At 71.7% G+C, this 16,258-nt stretch carries 9 protein-coding genes and 1 pseudogene; 3 read left to right on the forward strand and 7 right to left on the reverse strand.

Annotated features, from left to right (window positions below):
* Nucleotides 1–9: 9 nt before the first annotated feature.
* From BN159_RS13205 to rpsO, 3 genes are all read right to left on the reverse strand, one after another.
* Entirely contained in the window at nt 10–1,389 is a 1,380-nt protein-coding gene (locus BN159_RS13205; RefSeq protein WP_015657481.1) for a M16 family metallopeptidase, read from the reverse strand.
* Entirely contained in the window at nt 1,386–3,605 is a 2,220-nt protein-coding gene (locus tag BN159_RS13210) for a polyribonucleotide nucleotidyltransferase (RefSeq protein WP_015657482.1), read from the reverse strand. Before BN159_RS13210 ends, BN159_RS13205 begins: the two co-directional genes overlap by 4 nt.
* A 303-nt stretch (nt 3,606–3,908) precedes the next feature.
* Nucleotides 3,909–4,196, reverse strand: coding sequence for a 30S ribosomal protein S15 (rpsO, locus tag BN159_RS13215; RefSeq protein WP_015657483.1), 288 nt, complete (start codon nt 4,194–4,196; stop codon nt 3,909–3,911).
* Nucleotides 4,197–4,507: 311 nt separating this feature from the next.
* On the opposite strand from rpsO, the gene BN159_RS13220 reads away from it, so the two are divergent.
* The 3 genes and pseudogenes from BN159_RS13220 (at nt 4,508) to BN159_RS13230 (ending at nt 9,674) form a co-directional block, all read left to right on the forward strand.
* Nucleotides 4,508–4,804, forward strand: coding sequence for a DUF397 domain-containing protein (locus tag BN159_RS13220; protein WP_041819210.1), 297 nt, complete (start codon nt 4,508–4,510; stop codon nt 4,802–4,804).
* Between the two features lie 277 nt (nt 4,805–5,081).
* Nucleotides 5,082–5,390 (forward strand): annotated as a pseudogene (locus BN159_RS47735) (SCO5717 family growth-regulating ATPase); the annotation flags it as partial.
* A gap of 369 nt (nt 5,391–5,759) precedes the next feature.
* Entirely contained in the window at nt 5,760–9,674 is a 3,915-nt protein-coding gene (locus BN159_RS13230) for a nucleotide-binding protein (RefSeq protein ID WP_015657485.1), read from the forward strand.
* 66 nt (nt 9,675–9,740) lie between these two features.
* Here the strand turns inward: BN159_RS13230 and BN159_RS13235 are convergent, their stop codons facing one another.
* The 4 genes from BN159_RS13235 to rbfA all read right to left on the reverse strand — a co-directional run bounded on the left by BN159_RS13235 (nt 9,741) and on the right by rbfA (nt 16,246).
* Entirely contained in the window at nt 9,741–10,700 is a 960-nt protein-coding gene (locus BN159_RS13235) for a bifunctional riboflavin kinase/FAD synthetase (protein ID WP_015657486.1), read from the reverse strand.
* Between the two features lie 204 nt (nt 10,701–10,904).
* Entirely contained in the window at nt 10,905–14,630 is a 3,726-nt protein-coding gene (locus BN159_RS13240; protein ID WP_015657487.1) for a trypsin-like peptidase domain-containing protein, read from the reverse strand.
* A gap of 267 nt (nt 14,631–14,897) precedes the next feature.
* Complete coding sequence (gene truB, locus BN159_RS13245) at nt 14,898–15,803, reverse strand: tRNA pseudouridine(55) synthase TruB (protein WP_015657488.1); 906 nt, start codon at nt 15,801–15,803, stop codon at nt 14,898–14,900.
* On the reverse strand, nt 15,800–16,246 hold the full coding sequence (gene rbfA / locus BN159_RS13250) for a 30S ribosome-binding factor RbfA (protein ID WP_015657489.1): 447 nt from the start codon (nt 16,244–16,246) through the stop codon (nt 15,800–15,802). The genes truB and rbfA overlap by 4 nt, the downstream gene beginning before the upstream one ends.
* Nucleotides 16,247–16,258: the final 12 nt, after the last annotated feature.

Raw genomic sequence — 16,258 nt, forward strand, 5'->3', positions numbered from 1 at the left:
GGGAGAGGCTTACGCGACCGCTTCGTGCAGACGGGACGCCTGCTTGTCCTTCAGCGGGCCGATGACCGACAGCGAGGGCCGCTGTCCGAGGACGTCCCGGGCCACCGAGCGGACGTCGTCCGCGGTGACCGAGGCTATCCGGGCCAGCATGTCGTCGACGGACATCTGCTCGCCCCAGCACAGTTCGCTCTTGCCGATGCGGTTCATCAGCGCGCCGGTGTCCTCCAGGCCCAGGACCGTGGAGCCCTGGAGCTGGCCGATGGCGCGGCTGATCTCGTCGTCGGAGAGGCCGTGCTGGGCGACGTGGTCGAGTTCGTCGCGGCAGATCTTCAGCACGTCGTGCACCTGCGAGGGCCGGCAGCCGGCGTAGACGCCGAACAGTCCGCAGTCGGCGAACCCGGAGGTGTACGAGTACACGCTGTACGCCAGGCCCCGCTTCTCGCGGACCTCCTGGAACAGCCGGGAGGACATCCCGCCGCCGAGGGCGGTGTTGAGCACGCCGAGGGCCCAGCGGCGGTCGTCGGTGCGGGCGAGGCCGGGCATGCCGAGGACCACATGGGCCTGTTCGGTCTTGCGGCCGATCAGCTCGACGCGGCCGGAGGTGCGCAGGGTGCGGCGGCCGTCGCGCGGGGCGATGGGCGCCGCGTCGTGGTTCTTCAGGGCGCCGGACTTCTCGAAGGCGGCGCGGACCTGTCGTACGACCTTGTTGTGGTCGATGTTGCCGGCGGCCGCCACGACCAGGTGGGTCGGGTCGTAGTGCTTCTTGTAGAAGCGGCGGATGCGGTCGGCGGTGAGGGCGTTGACGGTGTCGACCGTGCCGAGGACCGGGCGGCCGAGGGGGTTGTCGCCGAACATGGTGTGCGCGAACAGGTCGTGCACGCAGTCGCCCGGGTCGTCCTCGGTCATCGCGATCTCTTCGAGGATCGCGCCGCGCTCGACGTTGACGTCCTCTTCGAGGATGAGGGAGCCGGTCAGCATGTCGCAGACGACGTCGATGGCGAGCGGCAGGTCGGTGTCGAGCACGCGCGCGTAGTAGCACGTGTACTCCTTCGCCGTGAACGCGTTCATCTCGCCGCCGACGGCGTCGAGGGCGGAGGAGATGTCCAGCGCGGAACGCCGCTGCGTGCCCTTGAAGAGCAGGTGCTCCAGGTAGTGCGTGGCGCCGTTCAGGGACGGCGTCTCGTCGCGGGAGCCGACATGGGCCCATATGCCGAAGGTCGCCGAGCGGACCGAGGGCAGGGTCTCGGTGACGATGCGCAGGCCGCCCGGGAGGGTGGTCTTGCGGACCGTGCCGATGCCGTTGGTGCCCTTGATCAGGGTTTGGGTACGGGCGACGGCCCGCGCCTCCGAAGAGGTGCGGGCCGTCGTCGTGGTGCTACGAGACGTCACTTGTCGGTGTCGTCCTTCTTGTCGGCGTCAGCCTCTTCGCCCTCGATCACGGGGATCAGGGAGAGCTTGCCGCGGGAGTCGATCTCGGCGATCTCGACCTGGACCTTCTGGCCCACGCCGAGGACGTCCTCGACGTTCTCCACACGCTTGCCGCCGGCCAGCTTGCGGATCTGCGAGATGTGCAGCAGACCGTCCTTGCCGGGCAGCAGGGAGACGAACGCGCCGAAGGTCGTGGTCTTGACGACCGTGCCCAGGTAGCGCTCGCCGACCTCGGGCATCGTCGGGTTGGCGATGCCGTTGATGGTCGTACGGGCGGCCTCGGCGGACGGGCCGTCGGCGGCACCGATGTAGATGGTGCCGTCGTCCTCGATGGTGATCTCGGCGCCGGTGTCCTCCTGGATCTGGTTGATCATCTTGCCCTTGGGGCCGATGACCTCACCGATCTTGTCCACGGGGATCTTCACGGTGATGATCCGCGGGGCGTTCGGGGACATCTCGTCCGGCGTGTCGATCGCTTCCATCATCACGTCGAGGATGTGGAGGCGGGCGTCACGGGCCTGCTTGAGCGCGGCGGCCAGGACGGAGGCCGGGATGCCGTCCAGCTTGGTGTCGAGCTGGAGGGCGGTCACGAACTCCTTGGTGCCGGCGACCTTGAAGTCCATGTCGCCGAAGGCGTCCTCCGCACCGAGGATGTCGGTGAGGGTGACGTAGTGCGTCTCGCCCTCGATCTCCTGGGAGATCAGACCCATGGCGATACCGGCGACGGGGGCCTTCAGCGGCACACCGGCGTTCAGCAGCGACATGGTGGAGGCGCAGACCGAGCCCATGGACGTCGAGCCGTTGGAGCTCAGCGCCTCGGAGACCTGGCGGATCGCGTAGGGGAACTCCTCGCGCGTCGGCAGGACCGGGACCAGGGCGCGCTCGGCGAGAGCGCCGTGGCCGATCTCGCGGCGCTTCGGGGAGCCGACGCGGCCGGTCTCGCCGGTGGAGTACGGCGGGAAGTTGTAGTTGTGCATGTAGCGCTTGCGCGTGACCGGCGACAGCGTGTCGAGCTGCTGCTCCATGCGGAGCATGTTGAGGGTGGTGACGCCCAGGATCTGGGTCTCGCCACGCTCGAACACCGCGGAGCCGTGCACGCGCGGGATGGCCTCGACCTCGGCGGCGAGCGTACGGATGTCCGTCACGCCACGGCCGTCGATGCGCTTCTTCTCCTTGATGACGCGCTCACGGACCAGGGTCTTGGTCAGCGAGCGGTACGCGGCGGAGATCTCCTTCTCGCGGCCCTCGAACTCCGGCAGGAGCTTCTCGGCGGCGAGCGCCTTGACGCGGTCCAGCTCCGACTCGCGCTCCTGCTTGCCCGCGATCGTCAGCGCGGAGGCCAGCTCCGGCTTGACGGCGGCGGCCAGCGCCTCCAGGACGTCGTCCTGGTAGTCGAGGAAGATCGGGAACTCGCCGGTCGGCTTGGCGGCCTTCGCGGCGAGGTCGGCCTGAGCCTTGCACAGCACCTTGATGAAGGGCTTCGCGGCTTCCAGACCGGCGGCGACGACCTCCTCGGTCGGCGCCTCGGCGCCGCCCTCGACCAGCTTGATGGTCTTGTCGGTGGCCTCGGCCTCGACCATCATGATCGCGACGTCGCCGTCCTCCAGGGTGCGGCCCGCGACAACCATGTCGAAGACGGCGTCCTCGAGCTCGGTGTGCGTCGGGAAGGCGACCCACTGGCCGTTGATCAGCGCGACGCGGACGCCGCCGATCGGGCCGGAGAAGGGCAGACCGGCCAGCTGGGTGGACGCGGAGGCGGCGTTGATCGCCACGACGTCGTACAGGTGGTCGGGGTTGAGCGCCATGATCGTGGCGACGACCTGGATCTCGTTGCGCAGGCCCTTCTTGAAGGACGGGCGCAGCGGGCGGTCGATGAGGCGGCAGGTGAGGATCGCGTCCTCGCTCGGCCGGCCCTCACGGCGGAAGAAGCTGCCGGGGATCTTGCCGGCGGCGTACATCCGCTCCTCGACGTCCACCGTCAGCGGGAAGAAGTCGAGCTGGTCCTTGGGGTTCTTGGAGGCGGTGGTGGCCGACAGCACCATGGTGTCGTCGTCCAGGTACGCCACGGCGGAACCGGCGGCCTGCTTGGCCAGGCGGCCCGTCTCGAAGCGGATGGTGCGGGTGCCGAAGGCGCCGTTGTCGATGACGGCCTCGGCGTAGTGGGTCTCGTTCTCCACTAGCGTTTTCTCCGTTACTTGTCGTCTTTTGTCCCTTGCTGCCCGTGTGGCAGGGGGACGATGGCGGAGAAGCACTCCGTGCGGTGCGGGCCGGTCTTCGATCGAAGCACCCGGGGCTCGCTTCCCCCCGGGGGCCACTACCGAGGACCGGCGGCGGCTGGGTGCGCTTCTCCTTCGTTGCGTGTCCTACGTATTGCGTTGTGCTACCACACTACAAAGCGTGTGTGATACTCCGCATGTTTCGCGCGTACGGCAAAGGGAGCGGCCCCCGATCGTCTCGGGAACCGCTCCCTTCACGGCGTCTTACTTGGCGCCCGCCGCACCGCGGCGGATGCCCAGGCGGTCGACCAGCGCACGGAAGCGCTGGATGTCCTTCTTCGCCAGGTACTGGAGAAGGCGACGGCGCTGACCGACCAGGATCAGCAGACCACGGCGGGAGTGGTGGTCGTGCTTGTGGGTCTTGAGGTGCTCGGTCAGGTCCGAGATGCGGCGCGAAAGCATGGCGACCTGGACCTCGGGGGAGCCGGTGTCGCCCTCCTTCTGACCGAACTCGCTGATGATCTGCTTCTTCGTAGCGGCGTCGAGCGGCACGCGTACTCCTCGTAGTCTTTGAAAATGGCCACCGAGTGCCCCCGGTCTGTGTCTCGGGGGAGCTTCCGTTACTCGGGAGGCGGGGATCCGCTGGGCGCGGCCTCCAGGGCCTTCGAGAGGCTCCGGGGGTGCGTACACAAACGGCCGTCACTCAGGGTACCAGCCTGAGGTGGGCACCCTTGCATCGGTTCCGGAACCGGGCGGTCGGCGAGGGCTGGGCCACTAGGGTGAGCGCGCCGATCATGGGTACGTCGGGATTGTCCCTACGGCGGACGGTCCGTACGTCGGAAGTCTGGAAGGGGTCGCTGGGCATGGCGGAGACGGAAGCGGAGATCAAGGCGCGCAAGGAGCGGGAGCGGGACGAGCTGTACGCCCTCGACATCAAGGGCGTGCGGTGGGAGAGCGCGCCGGGCACCGAGTCGCACGAGGAGCGGGTCGAGATCGCGCAGCTGCCCGGCGGTGCGGTGGCGATGCGGTCCTCGCTGGAACCGGAGACGGTGCTGCGGTACACCGAGGCGGAGTGGCGGGCGTTCGTGCTGGGCGCGCGGGACGGGGAGTTCGACCTGGAGCCGGGGCCGCACAACGGGGGCGTGGCCGCCTCGGAGTGAACGGACGGCGGCCGCAGGGGCGTTCGTCGTAGTCGGTACGCGTAGGCATGTAGAGGCATACGTACGGCGGCGTCCCCGCGGTCGCCAACCTGCTTGCCTTCTGGGCTGGTTCGGACGAGTGGTTCGGGGTGGGCTTGATCGCTTGCTTCGTTTTCGTTCCGGATTGTTCACAGGTGTCGCCCGGTTTGTTCACCAATGAGAGGGCTGCGTACGTCACTTCGGGGCAGGCTGTGACGCAGTGGGCTGTTGCTCGGGGGTGGACGGGCCTGCCGGGCTGATGCCTGTGGTGATTAGGCTGGGACCGGGCGCGACGCCAGAACCCGTGGACCGGGTGTCGGTGTCCCAGGGGGAGAGCCGACTGGAACGGACGACCTCGAACGACTTCGGACGACTTCGAACGACGAACCATGGTCGCCCCGGCACGGCATGGGGGTGCTCGACCACACCAGGAGGAATTGTGAGCAGCGATCGGGACGGGATCCGCGGGGGCTGGGCCACACCCGGCGATGACCAGCCCGACGCGGAGTCGGCGAACGAGGTCACGGGCGAGTTCACCATCGACTACGCGCCGCCTGCCTGGTACACGCAGAACGCGAGTGGCTCCGCCGGTTCGGGGAGCTCGGGTTCCGCTGCCGGTTCGGCATCGCAGGGACCGGCGGGTTCAGGTGACGCGTCCGCCGCCCCGGCGCCTTCGTTCACTCCTTCTCCTACGTCGCTGCCGTCGTCCCTGCCGGGGTTGACACCGCCGGTCCCGCAGGGGTCGCCCGCACCGGGAGCACCTTTCACTCCTCCGGCTCCGCCTGCGCCGTACACACCGCCGGTGGCTCCCGCGCCCGGGGCGCCGTACACGCCCCCGGCTGCTGCCACGCCGGGAGCGCCCTATACGCCTCCCGCTGCTCCCGCGCCCGGGGCGCCGTTCACTCCGCCTCCGCCGGCGGGCGGTGGGCCGGTCGCGGTGCCCAAGTTGCCGGTGGGCAGTGGCTTCGAGCCGCAGGCGACGCCTCCGTCGCCCGACGGTGCCTCGCCGACGGCCGTACCGAGCATTCCGGTGTCCCAGTGGAACGCACCGGCTTCCGCCCCCTCCGAAGCGACGTCCACCGCTCCGGCCTCCGATGAGTCCGACTCCGGGAACGGCGATCTGGAGAGCGGCGCGACGATGCGCTTCTCCTCGGTTGCCTTGAGGAGGGAGATCGAGGAACGCGCGGCTGCGGCTGACGCGGGGGCTGGGCTGCGGTCGGGGGACGAGGACCGCGGTACGGGCGTCGCGTCCGACTCCGGTGCGGTGTCCGACGCGGGCGGGGCGGAGGCTGCGGCCGAGGTTCAGGCAGACGCTGCGGATGTGGCGGCGGCTCCGGCTTCCGAGGGTGCGGACTCCGTCGGTGCTACGGCGGAGGCGACGCCCGGGGAGACGGGGGTGCCGGAAGCCGGGGACGAGGTTGTCGCCGTTACGGCTGAGGCGGGGTTCCTGGGGACGGGGGCGCCGTCGGCCGAGGGCTCGGAGGTGCCGGGGGTCGAGGGCGGCTCGGGGCCGGCGAATCCGGGACTGGCGGACGCTGAGTCGGTGAATGCCGGGGCGACTGACGCCGAGTCGGCGGACCTGGAACTGGCGGACGCCCATCTGGTGGACGCGGGGCCGGTCGAGGACGGGCTGGCGGACGCGGGTGTGGTGAACTCCGAGGCGGAGAGCGCCGGATCTGTCAGCGCCGAGCTGACGAACGCGGAGCCGACCGAGGTCGAGCCGGCGGACGCGGGTGTGGTGAACGCCGAGGCGGAGAACACCGAGCCGGAGAACGCCGGTGCGACCGACGCCGAGCTGATGGACGCGGAGTCGACGGACGTCGAGTCGGCGGACGCGGGAGTTGCGTCCGACGGGCCCGTGAACGCGGGACCCGTGGAGAGCGAGCAGGTTCACGCAGGGCTGGTGAGCGCGGAAGCCGAGGGCACCGATTCGGTGGGCGCCGTGCCGGTGGTCGCGGGAGCTGAGAACGCCGAGTCCGCCGACGGGGAAGTAGCGGACGCCGAGCAGGAGAACGCGGGACCGGCGGACACGGGAGTGGTGCACGCGGGTTCGACGGACGCGGCAACTGCGGACGCCGAGCCGGTGGAGGGCGGCCTTGTTGGTACCGAGCCGGTCGACGCCGGTCCTGTCGGCGCCGCGCCCACGGACGCCGAGCCGGTCGACGTCGGCTTTGCAGGGGCCGAGCCCGCCGACGCCGAGCTGGTGGACGCCGATTTTGGCGGCGCCGAACCCGCCGACGCCAAGCCCTCTCAGCCTGAGCTGACGGACACCGAGCCTTCGGACTCCGTGCCGGAGGATGCCGTAGCCGAAGACGCCGCGCCCTTGGGTAAGGGCCCCCAGGACGTCGCTCCGCAGGACGCCGTGCCCGCCGACGCCGTACCGCAAGACAGCGCACCGCAGGACGCGGTACCGCAGGACAGCGCGCCGCAGGACGCCGTCCCGGCTGTTTCCGATGCTCCGCAGGACGCGCCGCCCGCCTGGACTCCCCCGCCAGCACAGCAGGCCGGGATGCCCCCATTGCCGCCGTCCTACCAACCCGCCGCCCCGGCCTCCGCGCCGCAGTGGCCCGCACAGCCGCAGCAGCCGACGGCTCCCGCCGAGCCCCCGGCTGCGCCCGCCGCGCAGCAGCCCGCGCCCATCCAGCAACCGCAGGTCCAGCCGCAGCCGCCATTCCAGCCGCAGGCCCCGCAGCCCGCGCCCGCCGCCTGGAACCAGCCGCCCACGACCCCGCCGACGGCCGCCGCACCCCAGCAGCCCGTCCCCGGCTTCCCGCAGCAGCCCCCCGCCACGGCGCCCACGCCGCAAGGTGGATACGGCTTCCCCCAGCCGGGATCGCAGTCCACCCCGGCCGCACAGCCGACCGAGAACCCTGTCCCGGCACAGACGCCGCAGGCCGGATACGGCTTCCCTCAGCCCGGGGCACAAGCCACTCCTGCCCCCAACCCGCAGGGCGGCTACGGCTTCCCGCAGCCCGGCGCACCCGCCCCGGCCGCACAGCAGCCTCCGACCCCCCAGCCGACCGACAGCCCTGCCCCGGCGCCCACGCCGCAGAGCGCATACGGCTTCCCCCAGCCCGGATCGCAGGCCGCTGCCCCGTCCAACCCGCAGGGCAGTTACGGCTTCCCGCAGCCCGGCACCCCGGCGACTCCACCCGGTCAGCCCGCCCCCAACGCCTCCGCCCAGCCCAGCGGTTACGGCTTCCCGCAGGTGCCCGCTCAGCCGGGCCCCGTACCCGGCCAGGGCCCCGCGCAGCCCGGCATGTCCGCGCAGGACCAGCCGCAGGCCCCGCAGGGTGTACCGCCATACGGCGCTCAGCCCCAGCCGGGGATCCCGGCACAGGCCGGTGCATCGCCGCAGGCTCACCCGGGCGTACCGCCGCACGGCCAACCCCAGCCCGGAATGCCGCCGCAAGCCGACGCGTCCCAGCAGGGCCAGGCGCAGCCCGGCGTGTCACCGCAGGGTCAGGCCCAGTCAGGCGTACCCCCGCACGGCCAACCCCAGCCCGCCATGCCGCCGCAGGGGCAGCCCCAGCCCGGTATCCCCCCGCAGGCCCACCCGGGTACGCCGCCGCAAGGTCAGCCGCACCCCGGAGCCGCCCCTCACCAGCCCGTCGACCCCCGTGCCGGGGCCGCTTGGCCTCAGCCTGTGCAGCATGATCAGCGGCAGCCGACCAATCCGGGGGCCGCTCCCCTTGGATACACCGCTGCCGTGGAGCTGTCGTCGGATCGGCTGCTCAACAACAAGAAGCAGAAGGCGAAGAGTGGGCGGCCCGCAGCCGCCGGGGGCCGGTTCAAGATCGGTGGGAAGAAGGAGGAGGCCGAGCGGCAGCGGAAGCTCGAACTCATCCGTACGCCCGTGCTGTCCTGCTATCGGATCGCTGTCATCAGCCTGAAGGGTGGGGTGGGGAAGACCACGACCACGACCGCCCTCGGGTCCACCCTCGCCACCGAGCGGCAGGACAAGATCCTCGCCATCGACGCCAACCCGGACGCCGGTACCCTCGGCCGCCGCGTGCGTCGCGAGACCGGGGCCACCATCCGTGACCTCGTCCAGGCGATCCCGTACCTCAACTCGTACATGGACATCCGGCGGTTCACCTCCCAGGCCTCCTCCGGGCTGGAGATCATCGCCAATGATGTCGACCCGGCCGTGTCCACGACGTTCAACGACGAGGACTACCGGCGCGCCATCGACGTGCTCGGCAAGCAGTACCCGATCATCCTCACCGACTCCGGCACCGGTCTTCTCTACTCCGCCATGCGCGGCGTGCTCGACCTCGCCGACCAGCTCATCATCATCTCGACGCCCTCCGTGGACGGCGCCTCCAGCGCCAGTACGACGCTGGACTGGCTGTCCGCCCACGGGTACGCCGATCTCGTCTCACGCTCCCTCACCGTCATCTCCGGTGTGCGCGAGACCGGGAAGATGATCAAGGTCGAGGACATCGTCAGTCACTTCGAGACCCGCTGCCGCGGCGTCGTCGTCGTGCCCTTCGACGAGCATCTCTCCGCCGGTGCCGAGGTCGACCTCGACATGATGCGGCCCAAGGTGCGGGAGGCGTACTTCAACCTCGCGGCGATGGTCGCCGAGGACTTCGTACGCCATCAGCAGGCTCACGGGCTGTGGACCAACGACGGCAACCCGCCCCCGGTGGCGGCCCCGCCGATGCCCGGCCAGCCCCTTCCGGGTCAGCCCCAGCAGCCTCAGCAGCCCTATCAGCCTGGGCAGCCTGCGCCGGGTCAGTACCTGCCCGGACAGCCCCAGCACCCTGGGCAGCCCCAGCAGCCCGGCCAGCCCTACCCGCAGCAGGGCCAGCCGCCCTACCCGTACCCCCAGCCGCCCCAGCAGTAGGCCCCGAACCCAAAGGGCGGCCGGTGCCCGTGAGGCACCGGCCGCCCTTTGGCGTCGTGGCCGCCGTCAGCGGTCGCCCGCCTCCGCCGCCGCTGTCAGTTCGCGGCTGACCTTGATGTCCTCGCCCATCCGCTCGATCAGCGCGTCCAGCGAGTCGAACTTCACCTGACCGCGCACGTAGGCCAGGAAGTCGACGGCGACGTGCAGGCCGTAGAGGTCGAGGCCGACGCGGTCGATGACATGCGCCTCCACCGTGCGCTCGGTGCCGTCGAACGTCGGGTTGGTGCCTACGGAGATCGCGGCCGGCATCGCCTCGCCCTGGGCGTGCAGCCAGCCGGCGTACACGCCGTCCGCGGGGATCGCGGTGTGCGGGAGGGTCTCGACGTTCGCCGTCGGGACGCCCAACTCACGCCCCCGCTGGGCGCCGCGCACCACCACGCCCTCGACGCGGTGCGGGCGGCCCAGGATCTCCATCGCGCCCTCGACATCGCCCTCGCCGACCAGCCGCCGGGTCAGGGTCGAGGAGAACGGCTGGCCGCCGCCCGCCTCGCCGGACACGAACAGGTCGACGACCTCGACGTCGAAGTCGTACGTCTTGCCCAGCTCGGCCAGGTACATGACGTCACCCGCCGCACGGTGGCCGAAGCGGAAGTTCGGGCCCTCGACCACCGCCTTGGCGCGCAGCTTGTCGATGAGGACCTTCACGATGAAGTCCGCCGGGGACAGGTTGGAGAACTCCGTGGTGAACGGGAGCACCAGGACCGCGTCCACGCCCAGGTCCGCCATGAGTTCGGCCCGCCGGTGGTGCGGGGCCAGCAGGGGCGGATGGGTGCCCGGGCGCAGCACCTCCTTGGGGTGCGGGTCGAAGGTGACCACCACCGCGGGCAGGCCCAGTTCGCGGGCGCGATCCACGGTGTGCTGAATGATGAGCTGGTGTCCGCGGTGGACACCGTCGTAGGAACCGATGGTGACGACGCTGCGCCCCCAGTCCTGGGGGATGTCCTCCAAGCCACGCCAGCGCTGCACTGTGACCGCTCCTTGTCGAACCCGTGTCCGTCACTACCTTCTACGCAGGTCTAAGGGTGCCATGCCGCGTGCTCCCGCCCCGCATCGGCATGGAGGCTGTGACGGTTCGCACGTGACGCGATCCGGTCAATCAGATCTCCCTCGAGGTCTGCTCGAGATTCGGTTCGAGATTCGGCTCGGGAATTCGGTTCGAGGCTGGTTCGCTCAGGCAGGGACGCGGACGCCCGCCAGATTCTCGATCATCCGCCGCGTACTGGGCCCCACCACGGCCGCCCAGTCCTGCGGCTGATCCGTGAGCCAGCCCGCCACCCGGGCGGCGAAGCCGGGCACATGGCGGCCGAGATCGACCAGGCCGCGGTCGAAACGGCTCGCGCCGTCCGGCGTGCGGACGAGGAGGAGTCCGGTGCGGTGGACCAGGTCGCGCAGCCCCTCGCCGTCCTGCTGGGCGGCAGCGTGCAGTACGGCGTCCAGAACGGCCGGATCGCGCTCCTGGGCGAGGAGGAGTTCGAGGAGTTCCTGGCGCAGGGGGCGGGAGCCGGGGGTGCCGGGGGTCGCGAGGATGCCGGCGAGGGCGGCGCGCACCGGCTCGGGGGCGCCGTACAGGAGGCCGGTGACCAGCGGGAACAGTACGGCTCGGGCGGCCGGGCCCTGGTCCAGGCGGCGGTCCACGTAGGCGGCGACGTCCCCGGCCCGCTCCGGTCGCAGCTCCACCGCCTCCCGGACCAGCACGACGACCCGGCCGGCCAGCGCCGGGGTGGTGACGTCGGCGAGGGTGCGCAGGGCTGGGCCCGCGTCCGGGTGGCGCAGCCGCTCCCGGAAGGCGTCGAGGACCAGGTCGGGGTGGGTGGCCAGGGCGCCGACCAGGGCGTTCGGCGGGAACTGCGGGTCACCGGCCGCGAAGTGCCGCAGCGCGAGCGGGAGATGGCGGTCCCGGGTGTACGGGTCGCGGACGAGCAGGGCGAGCGCGCCGCCGTGCAGGGTGCAGTCGGCGGGGCGGGCGAGCAGGGCGAGGGCGGCGTAGCGCAGGAGTTCGCGGTCGGCGGTGGTGCGGACGTGCGGGGCGGCGCGCAGGCCGTACGCCACGGCCGCGACGCGCCGCGCGGGCCGCTCGTCGTGCGCCCATCGGTCGACGGCCCGGCAGATCGCGGACGGCTCCTCCTCCGCCAGCACGGCGAGCAGCTCGTCGGCCCGCCGGTGTCCCGCCTCCACGAGCGTCTCGGTCAGATCGTCCAGCGCGCCGTGCCGGTGCGTGTGCAGCAGCGCCTGCGCGGCCCGGGCGACGGTCGCGTGCGGCGTCGCGGGCAGCGGACGGTCGTCGTGGAACCAGCGGGTGAGGTGCGGTTGTACGGCGGTGGCGTCGGCGACGAGGAGCCGGGCCGCCGCGTCCAGGTACCGGGGGCCCGTCCTGGTGTCCGCGAGGACCAGCCGGTGCAGGAGGTCCAGACGGGCCTCGCACGGCAGCGGCAGGGCGGTCCAGAAGTCCGGGCCGAACTCGGCGGGTACGGGCTGCCGTTGCTGTCGCCAGGCCACGATGCGGTGGGTGAGGGTGTGCAGCACGTCGGTGTACGGGGTCGCGTCGGGGACCCTCAGGAGGGCCTGGGAGAGGAGGCGGGCGGCCCACCAGGAGTGCGGGTCGGCCTCCAGGGCGTGCACCAACTCCTGGAGTTTCAGGGCGAATTGGAGTGGGGTGTGCTGGCGGGCGACGAGGAGCAGGGCCTCCACCACCGGGCCGATGCGGTGGTGCGGTACGGGAAGCGGGTGGTGGTCCTCCGTGCGGCGGCGGTGGACCAAGGCGCGCAGGGCTTCGTCCAGGTCGAGGTGCATGCCCTGGATCCAGTTGGCGAACTCCTCGTGGGCGAAGCGGTAGCCGTGGCCGGCTGGGACGAGGAGGCCCTCGGTGAGGACGGCGGAGGCCCAGCCGGTGCCGCCGCCGAGCCCTGCGGGGGCCGGGCCCCAGGGGAAGACGGCCTCGAACGACTTGCGGTCCAGTTCGCCCTGGCCGGGGCCGAGGCTGCGGCGGGCGGCCTCGTGGATCTGGCCGGCGACCTTTGCGGCGAGGCGTTTGACGGCGGTGCCTCTCAGGCCGTTCTCCGCGGCGAGGCGTACGGCGATGCGGAGGCACATGAGGTCCAGGTGGGCGGCTAGGACGTCGTCCCTGGCGATGCGGGTGTGGGGGGCGTCGGGGAGGGCTGTGCGGACCTCCGAGAGTAGGCGGAGGGTGAGGGGGTGGCGGGCGTCGCGTGGGAGCAGGGCGGTGTCGGGGATGCCGTATCCGGCGCGGGCCAGTTCGGCTTCGGCCGGGGTGAGCTCCCCCAGCCGCACACACCCCGGAAGCCGCCGACTGTTCTCGCCCCCGCCGCCCCTACCCGTCCCATCCTCAAGGGGCTCCGCCCCTTCCACCCCGCCAGGGGGCTCCGCCCCCTGGACCCCCGTCGGCCCTGAAGGGGCCTCGTCCTCAAACGCCGGACGGGCTGGGAAGGGTGAGTGCGGGCTCGGGACGGCTGCAGGCTCGGCCTCAAACGCCGGAGAGGCCGGGAAGGGCGGGTGGGAGCTCGGGACGGCTGCGGGCTCAGCTTCGAACGACGGACAGGCTGAGATGCCGGGGCCGGCGTCGAGTTGTGCCACCTGGTGTTCGTCGTCCTGTTCAGGTCCTCCGGCGTACAGCATCTCCCCCGGGAACATCGCCCCAGCCGCCTCCCAGTACTCCTCCCTGCATGCCACCACCAGCCTCGCGCCCGTCTCTCGGAGCCACTCGGCCGTGCCGGACGTCCAGGCGGGCAGGCGGTGGGAGAGGAGGGGCGGCATTTCCTCGGGGCTGTCGAGGAGGAGGAGCAGGGGGTGGGGGGTCGTTCGGGTCAGGTGTTCGGGGGTCAGGTCGCCCAGCGCCTCCGGCGTCGTCGCTCGGGACGCTGCGATGATGCGGGCCGCTCGGGAGACGGCTCGGGTCGCCGCGTCCGCCACCGACGTGTCGTCCGCCTTCAGGTCGGCGCCGCGCAGCCACAGTGTGGGCGCGGGGGCCGGGCCCCGGTGGCGGCGGGTGGCCAGCGCGGCCAGTTCTGTCGTACGGCCGCTTCCCGGGGGGCCGACCAGGGCGAGTACGGAGGCTTTCGTGGACGAGGTGAAGGTGTCGAACTCCCTTGCCGGGCAGGCCCGTTCCACCGGCGCTGCCTCCGTCGGGCCGGGCGGGCCGTCCTGGCCCACCGTAGTCGCCGTCAGTTCCAGGACGCCCGCGAGGTTCAGGTCGGCGCCGTAGGCGGGGACCGTGGTGGCGTTCTCGGAGAGGAGGTCGGACAGTGGGCCGGGGGCGGGAGGGTGGAGTGGGATCGCGAAGCCCTCGTCGCGGTGGCTGTTGCGGAGGGCTGTGCCCAGGACGGCGATGACCGCACCCGTCTCGGCGTCCAGGACCGGGCCGCCCGCCGCTCCTCCCCCGAGGCGCAGCGCGTCCCGGCCCGCCGTGCCGATCGCCAGTTCCAGGGTGTGGGAGAGGTGGTGGACGCGGTCCGTGGCGGTGTAGGTCACGGGGGTGGTGCCCAGGATCCTCGCCTCTCGCCAGCCGCCTGCCGCGATACGGACGTAGCGGCCGGGCTCGGGGCGCTCCCGGACCGTCACCGGCAGCGGCTCCGCGTCGAGGCCCTCCGTGCGCACCAGCGCGAGACCGAGGGTGGGCAGGGCGGTGATCGCGTCGGCCGTCGCCACGCAGGTGCGCTCTTCGGTCGTGCTGAGGACCAGGCGGGGCAGACCGTCCACCGCCTCGTGGCTGGTGATCACCGTGCCGTGGTGGTCGGCCACGAAGCCGAGGCCGCGCAGGCGCCCGGCGAGATCGTGGATGCGGACCAGGGCGCCGTCGGCGTCCCGGGGGAACCCGGACATCCGCGCGCCGTCCTCCGGTGTCCCGTGGCCGCCCCTGGGCCGCGGGCCCCGTCCCGCCATGGTCGAACCTCCCCGCCGTACAGCCGTGCCTGAATCGACGGTAGGCGCGGGATGATCAGCGGGACAGATCGCTCGGCGAACGCGCCCCCTTCCGCTCCCTCGGTTCACTCCGAGCGCCTGCCCGCGAGGGTGAACAGAGGGCGACGGGTGGATACACCCTAGGGGTGGGGGAACCGAGGGGGGACCGTGGAGCGGCGGGCAGCGCAATACCCCGTGCGCGCCGCTCCACGGGCGAAGCAGATCCTCAGAAGCAGACCCTCAAGAGCCTCAGCCGAAGACGGCCAGGCTCTTCGCCTTCCCCTTGTGCTCCTCGACGAGCGCCAGGAAGCGGCCGTCCGGATCGAACACCGCCACCGCCCCGCGGCCCGCGTACTCCTCGGGCATCTCCAGGCGTACGCCGTTGAGGAGCAGCCGCGCCCGCTTGGCGTCCACGTCCCAGCGCGGGAACGCGGCGGTGGCGGCCTCGGCGATCGGCATCACGGTCAGCTCCTGCTGGAGCTGGTCCAGCGTCTTCGCCGAATCCAGCTTGTACGGGCCCACCCGCGTCCGGCGCAGCGCCGTGAGGTGGCCGCCGACGCCCAGATCGGCGCCCAGGTCACGGGCAAGGGCGCGGATGTAGGTGCCGGAGGAGCAGACCACGGACACCACCAGGTCCACGACCGGGGTGCCGTCCTCGGCGACCGCGTCCCTCATGTCGTACACCGTGAAGGACGAGACCGTGACCGGGCGGGCCGGGATCTCGAACTCCTCGCCCTCACGTGCCCGCTTGTAGGAGCGCACGCCGTCGATCTTGATGGCGCTGACCTTGGACGGCACCTGCATGATGTCGCCGCTCAGCTTGGCGATCCCGGCGTCGACGGCCTCGCGGGTGACCTTCGAGGCGTCTGACGACCCCGTGATCTCGCCCTCTGCGTCGTCGGTCAGGGTCGTCTGGCCGAGCCGGATCGTGCCCAGGTACTCCTTCTCGGTCAGCGCGAGGTGACCGAGCAGTTTGGTGGCCTTCTCGACGCCGAGGACGAGCACGCCCGTCGCCATGGGGTCGAGGGTGCCGGCGTGGCCGACGCGGCGGGTCCTGGCGATCCCGCGCATCTTGGCGACCACGTCGTGCGAAGTGAAGCCCGACGGCTTGTCGACGATGACAAGGCCGTCGGGCGTCCGGTTCTTCTGGGTCATTCGGCGCTGTCGTCCTCGTCTTCACCCGGCTTCTTGTACGGGTCCGCCTCACCGGCGTAGGCGGCGCCGGCGGACGCCTCGCGCACCTTCGCGTCGGAGGTGCGCGCCTTGTCGAGGAGGTCCTCGATGGTCCGGGCGGTGTCGGGCAGCGCGTCGGCCACGAAGGTCAGCGTCGGGGTGAACTTCACGCCCGCCGCGGCGCCGACGGCGGAGCGGAGCACGCCCTTGGCGCTCTCCAGTCCGGCGGCCGCCTCCTTGCGCTCCTCGTCGTCGCCGTACACCGTGTAGAAGACGGTCGCCTCCCGCAGGTCACCCGTGACCCGGGTGTCCGTGATGGTGACGTGCGTGCCGAGCCGCGGGTCCTTGATCCCGCGTTGCAGCTTCTGGGCCACCACCTCCCGGATGAGGTCCGCCAGCCTTTTCGCCCGCGCGTTGTCGGCCACTGGTCCGTCTCC

It is taken from the genome of Streptomyces davaonensis JCM 4913 (assembly GCF_000349325.1).
Lineage (GTDB): Bacteria > Actinomycetota > Actinomycetes > Streptomycetales > Streptomycetaceae > Streptomyces > Streptomyces davaonensis.

What these genes read in the sequence shown, in the direction of transcription:
- BN159_RS13220 (WP_041819210.1), top strand. Translation starts at nt 4,508, where the DNA reads ATGGCGGAGACGGAAGCGGAGATCAAGGCGCGCAAGGAGCGGGAGCGG.
- BN159_RS13240 (WP_015657487.1), bottom strand. Translation starts at nt 14,630, where the DNA reads ATGGCGGGACGGGGCCCGCGGCCCAGGGGCGGCCACGGGACACCGGAG.
- truB (WP_015657488.1), bottom strand. Translation starts at nt 15,803, where the DNA reads ATGACCCAGAAGAACCGGACGCCCGACGGCCTTGTCATCGTCGACAAG.